This is a genomic window from Ruegeria sp. BF12 (assembly GCF_056538705.1).
The window spans coordinates 23,133-37,746 of sequence record NZ_JBQFTP010000006.1 but is presented as its reverse complement, the minus strand read 5'-3'; the positions used below and the strand labels follow the sequence as shown (position 1 = coordinate 37,746).

At 56.0% G+C, this 14,614-nt stretch carries 16 protein-coding genes and 1 tRNA gene; 12 read left to right on the top strand and 5 right to left on the bottom strand.

Going from position 1 to position 14,614, the window contains the following annotated elements:
- Positions 1–74 precede the first annotated feature (74 nt).
- The 4 genes from ACR0J0_RS11225 to ACR0J0_RS11210 form a co-directional block, all read right to left on the bottom strand.
- Entirely contained in the window at positions 75–830 is a 756-nt protein-coding gene (locus ACR0J0_RS11225; protein ID WP_480663955.1) for a type II toxin-antitoxin system death-on-curing family toxin, read from the bottom strand.
- Positions 817–1,014: a hypothetical protein gene (locus ACR0J0_RS11220; RefSeq protein WP_480663953.1), complete on the bottom strand. Its 198-nt coding sequence runs from the start codon at positions 1,012–1,014 to the stop codon at positions 817–819. Before ACR0J0_RS11220 ends, ACR0J0_RS11225 begins: the two co-directional genes overlap by 14 nt.
- A gap of 48 nt (positions 1,015–1,062) precedes the next feature.
- On the bottom strand, positions 1,063–3,249 hold the full coding sequence (gene uvrB, locus ACR0J0_RS11215) for an excinuclease ABC subunit UvrB (RefSeq protein WP_480663952.1): 2,187 nt from the start codon (positions 3,247–3,249) through the stop codon (positions 1,063–1,065).
- An 80-nt stretch (positions 3,250–3,329) separates the two neighbouring features.
- The gene (locus tag ACR0J0_RS11210) at positions 3,330–3,809 is read right to left on the bottom strand and encodes an SRPBCC family protein (protein ID WP_480663950.1); all 480 of its coding nucleotides are present in this window, start codon (positions 3,807–3,809) and stop codon (positions 3,330–3,332) included.
- 155 nt (positions 3,810–3,964) lie between these two features.
- Between ACR0J0_RS11210 and ACR0J0_RS11205 the strand changes: the two genes are divergently transcribed.
- The 6 genes from ACR0J0_RS11205 (at position 3,965) to ACR0J0_RS11180 (ending at position 6,158) form a co-directional block, all read left to right on the top strand.
- A complete protein-coding gene (locus tag ACR0J0_RS11205; RefSeq protein ID WP_480663948.1) occupies positions 3,965–4,276 on the top strand; it encodes an ETC complex I subunit in 312 nt (103 codons plus the stop codon).
- Positions 4,277–4,753 carry a GNAT family N-acetyltransferase gene (locus ACR0J0_RS11200; protein WP_480663946.1) on the top strand — a complete coding sequence of 159 codons (477 nt, stop codon included), beginning with the start codon at positions 4,277–4,279 and terminating at the stop codon, positions 4,751–4,753.
- A 21-nt stretch (positions 4,754–4,774) separates the two neighbouring features.
- Positions 4,775–4,851: transfer RNA gene (locus ACR0J0_RS11195), tRNA-Arg, on the top strand.
- 245 nt (positions 4,852–5,096) lie between these two features.
- Positions 5,097–5,312, top strand: a complete 216-nt coding sequence (locus ACR0J0_RS11190) for a hypothetical protein (protein ID WP_480663944.1) — start codon at positions 5,097–5,099, stop codon at positions 5,310–5,312.
- 75 nt (positions 5,313–5,387) lie between these two features.
- On the top strand, positions 5,388–5,663 hold the full coding sequence (locus tag ACR0J0_RS11185; protein WP_480663942.1) for a hypothetical protein: 276 nt from the start codon (positions 5,388–5,390) through the stop codon (positions 5,661–5,663).
- A 90-nt stretch (positions 5,664–5,753) separates the two neighbouring features.
- Positions 5,754–6,158, top strand: a complete 405-nt coding sequence (locus ACR0J0_RS11180; protein WP_480663940.1) for a hypothetical protein — start codon at positions 5,754–5,756, stop codon at positions 6,156–6,158.
- A 191-nt stretch (positions 6,159–6,349) separates the two neighbouring features.
- On the opposite strand, the gene ACR0J0_RS11175 is transcribed toward ACR0J0_RS11180, so the two are convergent.
- A complete protein-coding gene (locus tag ACR0J0_RS11175) occupies positions 6,350–7,264 on the bottom strand; it encodes a hypothetical protein (protein WP_480663938.1) in 915 nt (304 codons plus the stop codon).
- 388 nt (positions 7,265–7,652) lie between these two features.
- Between ACR0J0_RS11175 and iolG the strand changes: the two genes are divergently transcribed.
- The 6 genes from iolG to iolE all read left to right on the top strand — a co-directional run bounded on the left by iolG (position 7,653) and on the right by iolE (position 14,571).
- Positions 7,653–8,666 carry an inositol 2-dehydrogenase gene (gene iolG / locus ACR0J0_RS11170; protein WP_480663936.1) on the top strand — a complete coding sequence of 338 codons (1,014 nt, stop codon included), beginning with the start codon at positions 7,653–7,655 and terminating at the stop codon, positions 8,664–8,666.
- A gap of 124 nt (positions 8,667–8,790) precedes the next feature.
- Positions 8,791–9,732 (top strand): sugar ABC transporter substrate-binding protein, encoded by a 942-nt coding sequence (locus tag ACR0J0_RS11165; protein ID WP_480663934.1) that lies wholly within the window; start codon positions 8,791–8,793, stop codon positions 9,730–9,732.
- A gap of 81 nt (positions 9,733–9,813) precedes the next feature.
- Entirely contained in the window at positions 9,814–10,938 is a 1,125-nt protein-coding gene (locus tag ACR0J0_RS11160) for an ABC transporter permease (protein WP_480663933.1), read from the top strand.
- A gap of 1 nt (position 10,939) precedes the next feature.
- Positions 10,940–11,758 carry an ATP-binding cassette domain-containing protein gene (locus ACR0J0_RS11155; RefSeq protein ID WP_209223955.1) on the top strand — a complete coding sequence of 273 codons (819 nt, stop codon included), beginning with the start codon at positions 10,940–10,942 and terminating at the stop codon, positions 11,756–11,758.
- An 84-nt stretch (positions 11,759–11,842) separates the two neighbouring features.
- A complete protein-coding gene (iolD, locus tag ACR0J0_RS11150; protein WP_480663930.1) occupies positions 11,843–13,675 on the top strand; it encodes a 3D-(3,5/4)-trihydroxycyclohexane-1,2-dione acylhydrolase (decyclizing) in 1,833 nt (610 codons plus the stop codon).
- Positions 13,672–14,571 carry a myo-inosose-2 dehydratase gene (iolE, locus tag ACR0J0_RS11145; RefSeq protein WP_480663928.1) on the top strand — a complete coding sequence of 300 codons (900 nt, stop codon included), beginning with the start codon at positions 13,672–13,674 and terminating at the stop codon, positions 14,569–14,571. The genes iolD and iolE overlap by 4 nt, the downstream gene beginning before the upstream one ends.
- Positions 14,572–14,614 lie beyond the last annotated feature (43 nt).

Genomic DNA, 14,614 nt, shown 5'->3' with positions numbered 1-14,614 from the left:
GTTTCTCATTTCACCAGCACAGAGAAAAACCAATAAATCAAAGGTCATAAACCCCGATAGCGAGTTGCTGCAGCTTATCGAAAAGCAAGCCGTTTTAGCGCGCCTTCGTAAAGCTCAATGAGAATTTTCATGTCGTCAACGTCTTTGAAAAAAGACTGTGAATCAATTCCGTTCTCGGGCATCAGGCCAAGCGCTTCGCGAACGTGTCGAATTCTTCCTTTACCTACTTGCTTGGTCCAACCGGGAAACCCTAAGACGCAAGCACGTCGAATTTCTTTTGTTTTAACTTCCTTCCGAAAGAAGGTTCCGGGTCTTTGGGTTACCCATTCCCAACGCATAACGTTGATTTGGTTGTTGTTCGGATTCTCCAGCCAAGCGTCGTATCGTTTAAGTATCTTGTCCAACTCGCGGTAGGTGATGAGGTACTGTTGCCTATCGATTTTACGAGTATTTTGCCTTAACCAATGCGCTAGGAACCGTACTTCAGGATCGGCATCTTTTTTTTGCAAATCCCGAAACCTTGGGAATTTAGTGAGCTTGCCGTTCGCAACGTTAACGGTCATGTCTTCCAGAGCTTTTTCAGAGACCGTGATGATCAACCCATTTTGGTACAAGTAGTGAACAGTGCTCAGATACGCGGTTCTCTTGTTGGCATCGTGGAATGGGTGGTTTTGAATGAGCCCATACAAAAGTGTCGCTGCCTTTTCAGGTATTGTGTTCCACTTCGTTTCACCATTGTAGCCGACGAATTGCCGGCTTAGGGCTGAGAGTAGAAGCCCTACGTCTTTGGGGCCGAAGCCACCTACGCCATCCCCTTCACCTTGTTTCAAAAAAAAAGTCGACAATCGAAAAATGGGATTTTAGAACATCCGATGCGCTTAAGTCCCCGGGGGAGATATTTTCTTCAAATTCAGATACTTCAGCCATTGCCCGATCAAACATAAAATGGAGGTCGGGTAGGAGTTCGTCTTTAAAATCCAACAAGTTTATCGTCTCTTTTTCTTGGACGGCCACTAATGAACTTCCTCTTAAGGTTGTCAATCCCCGTAAGGCAACACCAAGCTACCGCTTCCTCCTCTTCACATTCCCACCCCGCTGCCCCGGCCTGCCGGCCGTTGAGCGTCCGCGCGATTTCACCGCGTCTTCCGAGGCTTTCTCGACCGCCCATTGGCGCGCCATGGGGTCGTCGGCGATGGCCAGATCGACCGCTTCCAGACGTTTGATCTCATCGCGGATGTTGGCGGCCTCTTCGAATTCCAGATTCTCGGCGGCTTTGCGCATCTGATCGCGCAGACCGTCCAGATGGGCTTCGAGGTTCGCGCCGTGCATCGGTTTGTCGATGGTGGCGGTGACGCGGTTCATGTCGACGTCGCCTTCGTAGAGACCGGCCAGAACATCCTCGACATTCTTTTTCACCGTCGCAGGCGTGATGCCGTTCTCCTCGTTATAGGCGATCTGCCTTGCCCGGCGGCGGTTGGTTTCGTTCAGGGCGCGTTCCATAGAGCCGGTGATCTTGTCGGCATACATGATCACCCGGCCATCGGCGTTGCGCGCGGCGCGGCCGATGGTCTGGATCAGCGAGGTTTCCGAGCGCAGGAAGCCCTCTTTATCCGCGTCCAGAATGGCGACCAGTCCGCATTCGGGGATGTCGAGCCCCTCGCGCAGCAAGTTGATCCCGACCAGCACGTCGAAGGCCCCCAGCCGCAGGTCGCGCAGGATTTCGATCCGTTCCAGCGTGTCGATGTCCGAGTGCATGTAGCGGACCTTGATGCCCTGTTCGTGCAGGTATTCGGTCAGGTCTTCGGCCATGCGTTTAGTCAGCGTGGTGACCAGCGTACGATAGCCATCGGCGGCGACTTTGCGCACCTCGTCCAGCAGATCGTCCACCTGCATCGAAACGGGTCGGATTTCGACCTCGGGGTCCAAGAGGCCAGTGGGGCGGATCACCTGTTCGGTGAACACACCGCCGGTCTGCTCGATCTCCCACTTCGCCGGGGTGGCCGAGACAAAGACCGATTGCGGGCGCATGGCGTCCCATTCCTCGAACTTCAGGGGGCGGTTGTCCATGCAGGAGGGCAGGCGGAACCCGTGTTCGGCCAATGTGAATTTACGCCGATAGTCGCCCCGGTACATGCCGCCGATCTGGGGGACACTGACATGGGATTCGTCGGCAAAAACAATCGCATTGTCAGGGATGAATTCGAATAGGGTCGGGGGCGGTTCACCCGGAGCGCGCCCGGTCAGATAGCGCGAGTAGTTCTCGATCCCGTTGCAGACGCCGGTGGCCTCAAGCATCTCAAGGTCAAAGTTGGTGCGCTGTTCCAGACGTTGGGCCTCCAGTAGTTTGCCCTCGCCCACCAGTTGGTCCAGCCGGATACGCAGTTCCTTTTTGATGCCGATGATCGCTTGCTGCATCGTCGGTTTCGGCGTCACGTAGTGCGAGTTCGCGTAAACGCGCACCTGCTCCATCGTCGCGGCGCGTTCGCCCGTCAGTGGGTCGAACTCGGTGATCTGTTCCAGTTCTTCGCCGAAGAACGAGAATTTCCAGGCGCGATCCTCAAGGTGGGCGGGCCAGATTTCCAGGGAATCGCCCCGCACCCGGAACGACCCACGTTGAAACGCCTGATCGTTGCGCCGGTATTGCTGGGCGACCAGATCGGCCATCACCTGCCGCTGGTCGTATTCGTTGCCGACCTTCAGATCCTGGGTCATTGCCCCGTAGGTTTCGACCGAGCCGATACCGTAGATGCACGAGACCGAAGCCACGATGATCACGTCATCGCGTTCCAATAGTGCCCGCGTGGCCGAGTGGCGCATCCGGTCGATCTGTTCGTTGATCTGCGATTCTTTCTCGATATACGTGTCCGACCGCGGCACATAGGCCTCGGGCTGATAGTAGTCATAGTACGAGACGAAGTATTCGACCGAGTTTTCCGGGAAGAAGCCCTTGAACTCTCCATACAGCTGCGCCGCGAGTGTCTTGTTTGGCGCGAGGATGATGGCAGGGCGCTGGGTTTCCTCGATCACCTTAGCCATGGTGAATGTCTTACCCGTACCGGTCGCCCCCAGCAGAACCTGATCGCGCTCGCCGTCCAAAACCCCTCCGGCGAGTTCCTTGATCGCCGTGGGCTGGTCGCCTGCAGGGGCGAACTCAGTATGCATGACGAACTGCTTGCCGCCCTCGAGTTTCAGGCGCGCGCGGACGTCTTCGGCGGTCAGTTGGGTCTTGTCGGAATGGGCGTAGGGCATAGGCAGGCTCCGGGTCAGGCCCCTACATTTGTTCTTATTTTGTCCAACTGCAAGGGCTGATCCGATCTGGAGACTCAGTTTCAGTAGTAGGCAAACTGCATGTAAGGGATTTCATCCGCTTGCGCCTTTTCGGCGAGAGCTTTCAGGTTGCTATCCAGAACCCGGCCCATCATGGTTTTCACCAGGGTTTGCCCCATCATCCAGCCCAATGGACCGTACATAATCTGGCAATCCATGCTCCAGATCACACGCGAGCGATAGTCGGAAAGTGGCTCAATGGCGATCGCTGCGTATGCTTCAGTCAAAGGCATAGCCGACATCTCGGACAAGCGGACACGATAGCCTTTGCCAACATGCCAATCTGTGACTTCCTCAACCAAAGAGGTCCCGTTTTCAAAGTGGCAACGCCGCATTGACCCAATGCCGTTTTCCCCGTGCGTCAAGGCGTCTACGGAAACGACCTGAGGTGCAAACTCGTCGATATGCATGAACCGGCTCAGGATGGCCCACAGCGCGTCGGGCCGAGCGTCGATTTCCAAACTTCTTTCGTGGTGGATCATCGTCTTGTCCTCATTGTGGGGTCTCGCAATCTATAACCGGCCCTGATGACAGTTCCTGACATCAGGTGCGTGAACAGCCGCGACAATTGCCACCTTGTTCCGGATCGCGCTCTGACGCATAAACAATCCCATCAAAGTGAGTATGGAGAGGCGACATGCGCGCACGGATTTACCAGCCTGCAAGGAATGCGATGACTTCGGGGATGGGCAAGACCCGCAAGTGGGTTCTGGAATACGCACCCGCATCAGCGCGTGAGGTTGATCCGCTGATGGGCTGGACGTCTTCGTCGGATACACAGACTCAGGTGCGCCTGAAATTCGACACCAAAGAAGAGGCGCTGGACTATGCCAAGGACAATGGCATCGACGCTCAGGTCAGTGAGCCTCATAAGCGCAAACCCAATCTGCGCGCGCGTGGCTATGGCGAGAACTTTGCCACCGACCGGCGCGCGCCCTGGACGCACTGAATGATCGAAATCCGTGAGGCCGATCCGACCGCGGATGATTTGCGCCCGGTGGTCGAGGCGCATTTTGCCCATAGCGAAACGGCAGGACCTGCGGAAAGTAATCACACCATGGATGCCCATGCGCTGGCCGGAGACGGGATTCGGTTCTGGGCCATGTATGAAAGTGGGCAACCCATTGGGTGTGGGGCGTTGAAGGCTCTGCCCGATGGCACGGCCGAAGTGAAGTCCGTTCATATCCTGTCTGGGGCCCGGGGACGCGGGTTGGCGCAAGTGATGATGAACCATCTGACGGACGTCGCGCGCGCCGAGGGGGTATCAGCCCTGATTCTGGAAACGGGGGCAGAGCATCTGACCGAATACTCTGCCGCCCGTAAACTCTATGAGCGTCTGGGTTATTCCTATTGCGGTCCGATATTCGGTTATGAAAGCGACCCGAACAGCGCCTTCATGCGCTTGGCACTTGAACCCCGGGAATAAAAACCGCAAGAAGGGCACAGCGGTCCCGTAGCTCAACTGGATAGAGCAGCTGACTTCTAATCAGCAGGTTGAGGGTTCGAGTCCTTCCGGGATCGCCAAAATAAGTGTAACCATCTGAAAAGTAACAAAGTTTACACTTTCAGCGAAATAGGTCTACATGTTCCGCAATTGTTCCGCATCGGGAAAAGCCGCTCTAAGTTGGGCTTATTGAGCGCAGTTTTTGAACTCTTAACCCGTCATTTGGCCAAACTACTTCCGCTGTAAGTGGCTACTGAACTTACTAACGGGGGTCAGGCCTAATGTTGCCGCGAATGTGTAGGCCAGGGCGAACAATGTGCAGGGTGTGCAGTCCGACAAACGTCAGGCCGTGAAAAACGTCACAGGCGATGTGCGTCAGGAGCGCACTGAACGTCAGGTGCGGGCCGAGCGGATCGAAACGGTCGTTACGCATGAATACCCGGCCTGGCTCATCATCGCCTTCGCTGTCGCCGTCTTGATGGACAGTCCGCTGCGCTGGCCGGGACAGATCGCCAAGGAATTTAGGCAAAGGGATTTGTGAAATTCCACTATGGCGCACACCAGAAATGAAGGGTAGTGCTGTCGTTGCGCGCAAGCTCAAGTAGGAGATAGCATATTGAAATACCAAGTTTTCTATCAGCAGTGGGCAGCAGACTCGGCTCGACCCAGAGAAACATGCTCTTTTGCTGACCGACACGAGGCAACGGTCGAAGAGTTGGCCGCGCTCCCGCAAGTGGGTGACCACGTTCACCTCTTGGATTTTGATGGGGTGCACACACTCACGGGCGTCGTATCTTCCAGACTGTTTACCCTTGGCAAGGATGTCACTTCGGTCAACATCGTCGTTAAGGATGATCCAAATATCGACTGGGGACTGCTGATAAAAGAGTGATCACCCCGCTACAAAGCGGGGAAGCCGTGTGAAGTTTTGGTAGGGCGGGCAGTTGTCCGCCCAAGTTCACAAAAAGGAGTAGAAGCGTCTGTGAGTAAGGTAGGAATGCGAGGTGCGTGGTTTCTGATCGGCCTGATGTTTGGTGTTTGGCTGATTTGGGAAATTTTGCCGATGGCTGGTCACCTAAAGCCGGGGGGGCGGCTAATTTATTGGATGATCACCCCAATAGCAGTCATGTACGGAGTCATGCGGGTGTTAACTATGATCACCCTTAACGAAAGAACCATCGAGGTGTCCAAGTGGTTTGTTTTTTTTCTGGATGGCCTCCAGATATGTTATTGGATTATTGCGGGAATGGTTCTCGTGAAGTGGTACTTTGATCCTAACACGCCGCAGCTTGAGCCACTTTTTGTCAGCGCTGCCAGCGCACTCGCAGTGTTGGAGTATTGCAAAAGAAAAACCGCTTCGACCATCGGCGTGGAGATTTCGCAATAAGGAGGGTGGCCGAAGGTGGCGAGAAGCTTGCGCCGACGCCACCGCATTGGCGGCCTGGAGATGACAAACAGGAGCGGATATCCTACGGGTTCCGACCGCTCGCCGTCGCCAACACGCACAATCCTCATTTGATCGGCAAAAAGGGCTGCTATAGTTCATATGCCTCTTCGGGACTTCCATTTATCCTTTTATCAAGGAACCTCAGGCGTTGGCTCAACGTCTGAAATGTACTGCTTGGGCAACCCAATATCTAACAGTTTTTGCCGCGCTTCACCCTGAGAAATAGTCGTTGCGACAACTAAGCCACGCGCGGCAGCTGCATCCATTTCGTCTTGCTCCAGACCATTCGCAATCGCCCGCAGCCCTTGTAGAGTTCGATCATAAAAAAAGTTGGTCCAATAGAAAGCATATTCGTGGCCATACTTTTCAAAACCGTCTTTGCTCGCCGGAGCTAACTTCGTGACTGTCTTTCTGAGGGCATCGGAGAGAAGATACCTGTCATGCGGAGCGCCCATAGCGATAAACTTCAGCGTCAAGAACGCGTGTGTAACTATCGTGCGATAGGCATCAAAGTTGTCTTGAGTGGTTTGATCCAGGTAAAGCTTTCGTAACATCAGGCCTTCACCATCCAAAGACGCCAGTTTTTTGTTATCCTTGTCGACCAAATCTGTCATTTCACGGAATGCACTTTGTACTCCCGGTCGATCGGCATCCACTGCAATCACATCCAACTTCATGATTTTGACCATTTCAACGGCCATGCTCATGGAAGACAGTGTCGTCAATGCCTGGAACGTGCTTTCGGCGGCCAACATTTTTTTGTTTTGAATAGCAGTTGTGCGACTCAATTTCAGCGAGCTTAGGAAATCATTTATTTGGCTGAGTTCTCTTTCTTTACCTGCGATCTCCCCCTCGAGCTTTCGCTCATTAGCCCTAAATTCGGCTTTGGTTTCCTCCAATTTTCTGGAAAATTTGCTTTCGATTGCCTGAGTAAGGTATTTGGAGATTGCTTCTCTGAACAGAAACCCAACAACCGCTAAGACTCCTGCCACTAGCGCGGAATCGGCCAAAATACCCAAAATGAAATTTACAATTGCTTCAACCATACTGCTTTGCCTCAAAATCTTCTTTTCAGATATGATTACCTACACGATTTTCGCAACGGCAGAGCGGGAAAGTAAAGAAACAAAGTTTTACAACGGTCAAAAAAAATCATTGAAAATCAATGGGGAGGGGGCAAGGGGTTTTACAGGCTAAGCTGTTGAATTCCAGTAATACGCACTGTTCTTCCGGGATCGCCATTGCCTGAAAAATTCACGCATTCCTTTGGTTTTGTTACGGCCAAGGTCCGTATCAGGTGCGCACCTGTGCGTTTGGCATCCCGAGGTAATCGGGGCGGTGACTCGCTAATTTTCCAACTTGGTGAAAAAATTCTTGCAACCGGTTGCAAAGCGAAACATTCTGCGCGGCAAAGAATGGATTCGGAGAAGCCGTATGCTCAAGATTGGACTACTGGGGGCCGGACGTATCGGTCGTGTGCATGCGCGTGCCATTTCAGAGCACTCCAAAAGCCAACTGGTCGCAGTTTCCGATGCCGTTTCAGAGGCTGCGGAAAGCCTGGCGGGTGAATACAACGCCGAAACGCGCGGTTCCGAGGACATCATAGCCGATTCCTCGATAGATGCGGTTCTGATCGCCACACCTACGGACACGCATTCTGACCTTATCGAGGCCGCGACTCGGGCCGGAAAGGCCGTTCTGTGTGAGAAACCTGTCGATCTGGACCTTGAACGGGCCATCGCCTGTCAGAAAGTCGCGTCGGACACGGGTCGGCCGGTCATGGTCGGGTTCAACCGCCGGTTCGACCCTAACTTTGCAGCGATGAAAGCATCCTTTAATGCCAATGAGATCGGCAAGGCTGAGTTGCTGTCGATCACGTCGTTTGACCCGGCGCCGCCTCCGGTCAGCTACGTCAAGGTCTCGGGCGGGTTGTTCCGGGATATGATGATCCATGACTTCGATATGGCGAACTATCTCATGGGGCAGTTGCCTACGGTGATTTCGGCAGTCGGAACCTCCGTTGTCGATCCTGAGATTGGTCAAGCTGGAGATGTCGATACGGCTGTTGTTACAATGACTTATGCGGATGGTCGGATCGCGGTCATCAAGAACTCTCGACGGGCAGTTTACGGATATGATCAGCGCGTCGAACTGTTGGGGTCAGAGGGACTGCTCCAGGCGCATAACGTTCTGGAAAACTCGGTTGTTAAGTCCACGGCCGACGGTGTTGTTGGTGCCAAGCCGACCTATTTCTTCCTGGAGCGCTACATGAATGCCTATCGGGCGGAATGGAGTGCATTTGTTGACGCTGTCGAGTCCGGTTCAGACATGCCGGTCACTCTGGAAGACGGTGTTGCCGCGCTGGCGATGGCCGAGGCTGCGACCCGGTCATCGCAATCCGGAAGGCCGGTCATATTGGATGAAGTTTTGAAACCGGTTGCAAAATGATCGGATTTCCGGAAACTAATGAAAGCCCCGGTTTACCTAGGGGCAGAGGAGATTCGGCCCGAGCCGAATGACTGGGGCTGACGCCCAGACAATACGATTGACAGTTCTATTGGGAGGAATGGAAATGAAAACGTTCGTTAAAGGGGTTCTGATGGCCAGCGCCGTCGCGTTCGCCGGCGCCACTGGCGCGGCAGCAGAAGGCGAAAAGTATATTCTGATCAGCCACGCTCCGGACAGCGACAGCTGGTGGAATACCATCAAAAACGGCATCGCGTTGGCGGGTGATCAGATGGGCGTTGAGGTCGAATACCGCAACCCGCCGACCGGGGATCTTGCCGACATGGCGCGGATCATTGATCAGGCTGCAGCTTCGGGGCCAAACGGCATCATCACAACTTTGGCCGACCCGGACATTCTGGAAGGCCCGATCAAGGCGGCCGTGGACTCTGGGATCGACGTCATCATCATGAACACCGGCACACCGGAAAAGGCGCGTGAAGTTGGCGCGCTGATGTATGTGGGTCAGCCGGAATATGACGCCGGGTTCGCAGCGGGTCAGCGCGCCAAGGATGACGGCATCGGGTCATTCTTGTGCGTGAACCACTATATCGTGCAGCCGTCCAGCCAGGAGCGTTGCCAGGGTTTTGCAGACGGTCTGGGTGTCGAACTGGGTGAACAGATGATCGACGCAGGTCAGGACCCGGCGGAGATCAAGAACCGTGTTCTGGCCTACCTGTCGGCCAACCCTGAAACCGACGCCGTTCTGACGCTTGGCCCAACCTCGGCCGACCCGACCATTCTGGCGCTGGAAGAAAACGGCATGGCCGGTGACATCTATTTTGGCACATTCGACCTGGGTGGCGAGATCGTCAAAGGCATCAAAAGCGGCGTGATCCAGTGGGGCATCGACCAGCAGCCCTTCCTGCAGGCCTACCTGCCGGTCGTGGTGATGGCCAACTACCACCGGTATGGCGTTCTGCCGGGCAACAACATCAACTCGGGCCCCGGTTTCGTGACCGCAGACGGGTTGGAAAAGATCGAAGAATTCGCGGGCGAATACCGCTGATCTTCATAACGGTGCGGACGCCCTGCATGCGTCCGCACCCCCTGATTTAAGCATTCAGAAGTACGCGCGAAGGAGGCAACAATGGCTGAGTCAGCGCAAACCGCAAGTGGCGGCGACGAGCGGATCAAAGAGATCTCACCCCTGCGCCGAGCCCTGATCCGCCCGGAATTGGGCGGCATGGTAGGCACGGTGGCAGTCTTCACGTTTTTCCTGCTGTTTGCCTTTGACAGCGGCATGTTCACCGCACAGGGCGTGATGAACTGGTCCGTGGTTTCCGCACAGTTCATGATCATCGCCGTTGGTGCGTGCTTGCTGATGATCGCAGGCGAGTTCGACTTGTCCGTTGGTTCGATGATCGGCTTTGCCGGCATGATGATCGCAATCTTTTCGGTCACGCTCAGCTGGCCGGTCTGGATGGCCATCATCGTAACCTTTGCACTTTGCGTCTCGATCGGGGCGGTCAACGGGTACATCGTCGTGCGCACTGGCCTGCCCAGCTTTATCGTGACGTTGGCTTTCCTGTTCATTCTGCGCGGCTTCACCATTTACCTGCCCCAGACGATCGAGCGGAAAACCATCATCGGCGGCATCCGCGATGTGGCCGAGGGCGACTGGCTGGCGTCGGTTTTCGGCGGCAAGGTTGGGCAGGGCTTTTTCGTCTGGCTCGGTGACAACGGCCTGATTGAAACATTCGAACGCGGCACGCGCGAGGGCCAACCTGTGGTCGACGGGATTCCGATGCTGCTGATCTGGGCGTTGTTGATTATCATCTTTGGCCATGTGCTGCTGACCAAAACCAAGTTCGGTAACTGGATCTTTGCCTCGGGCGGAGACGCCGAGGCCGCAAGGAACTCAGGTGTTCCTGTGAACCGGGTCAAAATCCTGATGTTCATGTTCACGGCCTTCTGCGCAACGGTTTTCGCCACCTGTCAGGTGATGGAGTTTGGCTCGGCCGGTGCGGATCGCGGTCTGCTGAAAGAGTTTGAGGCCATCATTGCCGTGGTGATCGGTGGCGCGTTGCTGACCGGCGGGTATGGTTCGGTGCTGGGTGCGGCCCTCGGGGCGCTGATCTTTGGTGTGGTGCAGCAGGGGCTGTTCTTCGCCGGCGTCGAAAGCTCTCTGTTCCGGGTGTTCCTCGGCGTGATCCTGCTGGGTGCTGTGATCCTGAACACCTACATCCGTCGCATCATCACAGGAGAACGCTGAGATGACCGAAGATACAAAATTCCATCATGGCGATGCTCAGAATCAGAAGCCGATCATTCAAATGATCGACATCCAAAAGCACTTTGGCTCGGTGATCGCTCTGGCAGGGGTCAGCTTTGATCTGAAACCGGGGGAGTGTCACTGCCTGCTGGGCGACAATGGTGCAGGCAAATCGACTTTCATCAAGACCATGTCAGGGGTGCATAAGCCGACTTCGGGTGAGATCATATTCGAAGACAAACCGATGCATTTCGAGGACCCGCGCGATGCCATCGAAGCCGGTATCGCGACGGTGCACCAGCACTTGGCGATGATCCCGCTGATGAGTGTCAGCCGGAACTTCTTTATGGGCAATGAACCCACGCGCAAAGTCGCCGGGATCAACTTCTTCGACAAGAAACTGGCCGACGAAATCACCATGGAAGAGATGCGCAAGATGGGCATCAACCTGCGTGGGCCGGATCAGGCCGTGGGGACCTTGTCCGGTGGTGAGCGTCAGACGGTTGCGATTGCACGTGCGGTGCATTTCGGCGCCAAAATCCTGATCCTGGACGAGCCGACTTCGGCGCTGGGTGTGCGTCAGACATCGAACGTTCTGGCGACCATCGACAAGGTGCGCAGTCAGGGTGTGGGCGTGGTATTCATCAGTCACAACGTACGCCACGCACTGGCTGTCGGCGATCGCTTTACCGTGTTGAACCGGGGCCAGACGCTGGGCACGGCCAAACGCGGCGAAATCTCGCCCGAGGAACTGCAGGATCTGATGGCAGGTGGTCAGGAACTGGCCGAGCTGGAAGGGTCTTTGGGCGGCACGGTCTGACGCGTTCCCGCGCGGACCGGACATATTGAAGAAACTGTAATTCAACCGACTGGCCGGGGTGGCCTTAAGTTGAAAGGGATCACAATGGGCAAGACTATCAGACTGACCGCAGCGCAAGCTCTGGTCCGCTATCTGGGCGCGCAGATGAATGAGGCCGGAGAGCCCTTTATCGCAGGTGTCTGGGCTATTTTTGGTCACGGCAACGTGGCTGGGCTGGGCGAGGCGCTGCACGCGGTCAAGGACAGCCTGCCGACGTACCGTGGCCACAATGAACAGACCATGGCGCATTCTGCCATCGCCTATGCCAAGCAAATGCAACGCACGCGGGCTATGGCTGTAACTTCGTCCATCGGGCCGGGTGCGACCAATATGGTGACGGCGGCCGCTCTGGCGCATGTGAACCGGTTGCCGGTTTTGATCATTCCTGGGGATGTTTTTGCGACGCGTGGGCCTGATCCTGTGCTGCAACAAATCGAGAGCTTTGGCGATGGAACGGTCAGCGCCAACGATTGTTTCAAGCCCGTCAGCCGGTACTTCGATCGTATTTCGCGGCCCGAACACCTGTTAACCGCGTTGCCGCGCGCGTTCCGCACCATGACGGACCCGGCTGATTGCGGGCCGGCGACTTTAGCCTTTTGTCAGGACGTACAGGCCGAGGCCTATGACTATCCTGAAAGCTTCTTTGAGCCGCGTGTCTGGTATCAGCGCCGTATCCGTCCGGATGAGGGCGAGTTGGCCCGTGCCGTGGCGGCCATCAAGGCGGCAAAGCGCCCGGTCATCGTGGCCGGGGGCGGGGTGCATTACTCGGGCGCAACCGACGCGCTGCAGAGTTTCGTGGAAACGCACAATATTCCGATTACCGAGACACAGGCGGGCAAATCCGCGCTGGCATGGGATCATCCGCTGAACCTTGGACCCGTCGGCGTGACCGGTGGCGAACCGGCCAACTCGGTCTGTGCCGAAGCGGATCTGGTGCTGGCCATTGGCTCGCGCTTGCAGGATTTCACCACCGGGTCTTGGGGGCTGTTTTCCAACCCGGAACGCGAGATGATCTGCCTGAATACGGCTGCCTATGACGCGGAAAAACACGGCGCGATGCCACTGCAGTCAGATGCCCGCGTTGGGCTGGAGGAGCTGGGAGCGGCCTTGCAGGGATACCGCGCCGATCCTTTTGCAGATACGACCAAAGCGGATTGGTTCGGCAAGGTCGACAAGTTGACCGATGCCCCCGGCGACGGGAACGCATTGCCGACAGATATGCAGGTTGTTGGTGCAGTTCAGCGTGCTTCGAACAATGACACTGTCGTCATGTGCGCGGCGGGCACCATGCCCGGAGAGCTGCACAAGCTGTGGAAAGCCCCGCGTCCCGGCGCCTATCACATGGAGTACGGCTTTAGCTGTATGGGCTATGAAATTGCCGGCGCTATGGGCATCAAGATGGCGCAGCCGGATCGCGATGTGATCTGTTTTACCGGCGACGGCACCTATATGATGGCGAACTCGGAAATGGCGACGGCGGCGATGATGGGCATCTCGTTCACCGTGGTTATCACCGATAACCGGGGCTTTGGCTGCATCAACCGTCTTCAGATGGGCACCGGCGGAGCCGAGTTTAACAACCTGCTGGATCATGCCGTGCATGAGAACCCCTCGGCCATCGATTTTGCGGCCCACGCTGCGGCGATGGGTGCGACCTCGGTCAAGGTCAGCTCGATTGCCGAACTCGAAGATGCGCTTTCTAAACGTGGCGATGTCAAAGGGCCTTATGTGGTGGTCATCGACACCGATCCGTACCCCTCGACCGAATACGGAGGTACGTGGTGGGAAGTGGCCGTTCCGGAAGTCAGCATCCGCCCCGAAGTGAACGAAAAACGCGCAGCCTATGAGCTGGCGATTAAGGAAAGAAACACGAAATGAGCGTGAAAATCGGGATTTCTCCGATCGCCTGGCAGAATGATGATCTGCCGGATCTGACGGCTGCTTACACCATGGAACAGGCGCTGAAAGAGGCGCGTGAGATCGGTTACGTAGGTGTCGAGCGGGGGCAGCGTATGCCCAGCGATACTGAAGGGTTGCGCGCCTATCTGGAAGGCAATGATATCGCGCTGTGCGGTGGGTGGTGCTCGGGCGCGTCGCTGGTCAACGACTTCGCCACAGAACGCGAAGCGGTGCGTGAGCAGGTTGAGCAGTTCGTGGCACTGAATAGTCCCTGCATCGTCTATGCCGAATGTTCGAATACCGTTCAGGGGCAGGCCGGTACTCCGGTCAACAACCGCCCCAAACTGTCCAGGGACGAGATCTTGGCCTATGCCGCCAAGATTACCGAGTTGGCCAAATGGATGGGTGATCAGGGTATGACAATGGCCTACCACCACCACATGGGCACGATCATCGAAACCGAAGATGACGTGAACTGGGTGATGGAAGGATCAGGCTCCGAGGTAAAGCTGTGCTTTGACACCGGCCACCTGCTGTTTGGCGGCGGCGATGTCATGGCGACCCTGAACCGTTGGGGGGACCGGGTACATCATGTTCATTTCAAGGACATCCGTCCGACGGTCGTACGGGATGTGCGCGAAAACGACCTCAGTTTTCTGGACGCCGTCGTCGCAGGTGCGTTCACAGTTCCGGGTGATGGTTGCATCGACTTTCAGGCGGTAGCGAATGCCCTGAAATCCATGGATTACGACGGCTGGATCGTCGTCGAGGCCGAGCAGGACCCCGCCAAGGCGCCGCCCCACGAGTATTCTAAGAAGGGTTACGAGCATATCCTCGACGTCTGCGCAAAAGCAGGATTGGAGGTCCAAGCGTAACATCCAGCCCTGCGGGGCAACACCGAAGCCATGAAAATAGGAG

Excerpts from the sequence above, each read along its gene's own strand:
- uvrB (WP_480663952.1), bottom strand. The coding sequence starts at position 3,249 with ATGCCCTACGCCCATTCCGACAAGACCCAACTGACCGCCGAAGACGTC.
- ACR0J0_RS11210 (WP_480663950.1), bottom strand. The coding sequence starts at position 3,809 with ATGATCCACCACGAAAGAAGTTTGGAAATCGACGCTCGGCCCGACGCG.
- ACR0J0_RS11205 (WP_480663948.1), top strand. The coding sequence starts at position 3,965 with ATGCGCGCACGGATTTACCAGCCTGCAAGGAATGCGATGACTTCGGGG.
- ACR0J0_RS11200 (WP_480663946.1), top strand. The coding sequence starts at position 4,277 with ATGATCGAAATCCGTGAGGCCGATCCGACCGCGGATGATTTGCGCCCG.
- ACR0J0_RS11175 (WP_480663938.1), bottom strand. The coding sequence starts at position 7,264 with ATGGTTGAAGCAATTGTAAATTTCATTTTGGGTATTTTGGCCGATTCC.
- iolG (WP_480663936.1), top strand. The coding sequence starts at position 7,653 with ATGCTCAAGATTGGACTACTGGGGGCCGGACGTATCGGTCGTGTGCAT.
- ACR0J0_RS11165 (WP_480663934.1), top strand. The coding sequence starts at position 8,791 with ATGAAAACGTTCGTTAAAGGGGTTCTGATGGCCAGCGCCGTCGCGTTC.
- ACR0J0_RS11160 (WP_480663933.1), top strand. The coding sequence starts at position 9,814 with ATGGCTGAGTCAGCGCAAACCGCAAGTGGCGGCGACGAGCGGATCAAA.
- ACR0J0_RS11155 (WP_209223955.1), top strand. The coding sequence starts at position 10,940 with ATGACCGAAGATACAAAATTCCATCATGGCGATGCTCAGAATCAGAAG.
- iolD (WP_480663930.1), top strand. The coding sequence starts at position 11,843 with ATGGGCAAGACTATCAGACTGACCGCAGCGCAAGCTCTGGTCCGCTAT.
- iolE (WP_480663928.1), top strand. The coding sequence starts at position 13,672 with ATGAGCGTGAAAATCGGGATTTCTCCGATCGCCTGGCAGAATGATGAT.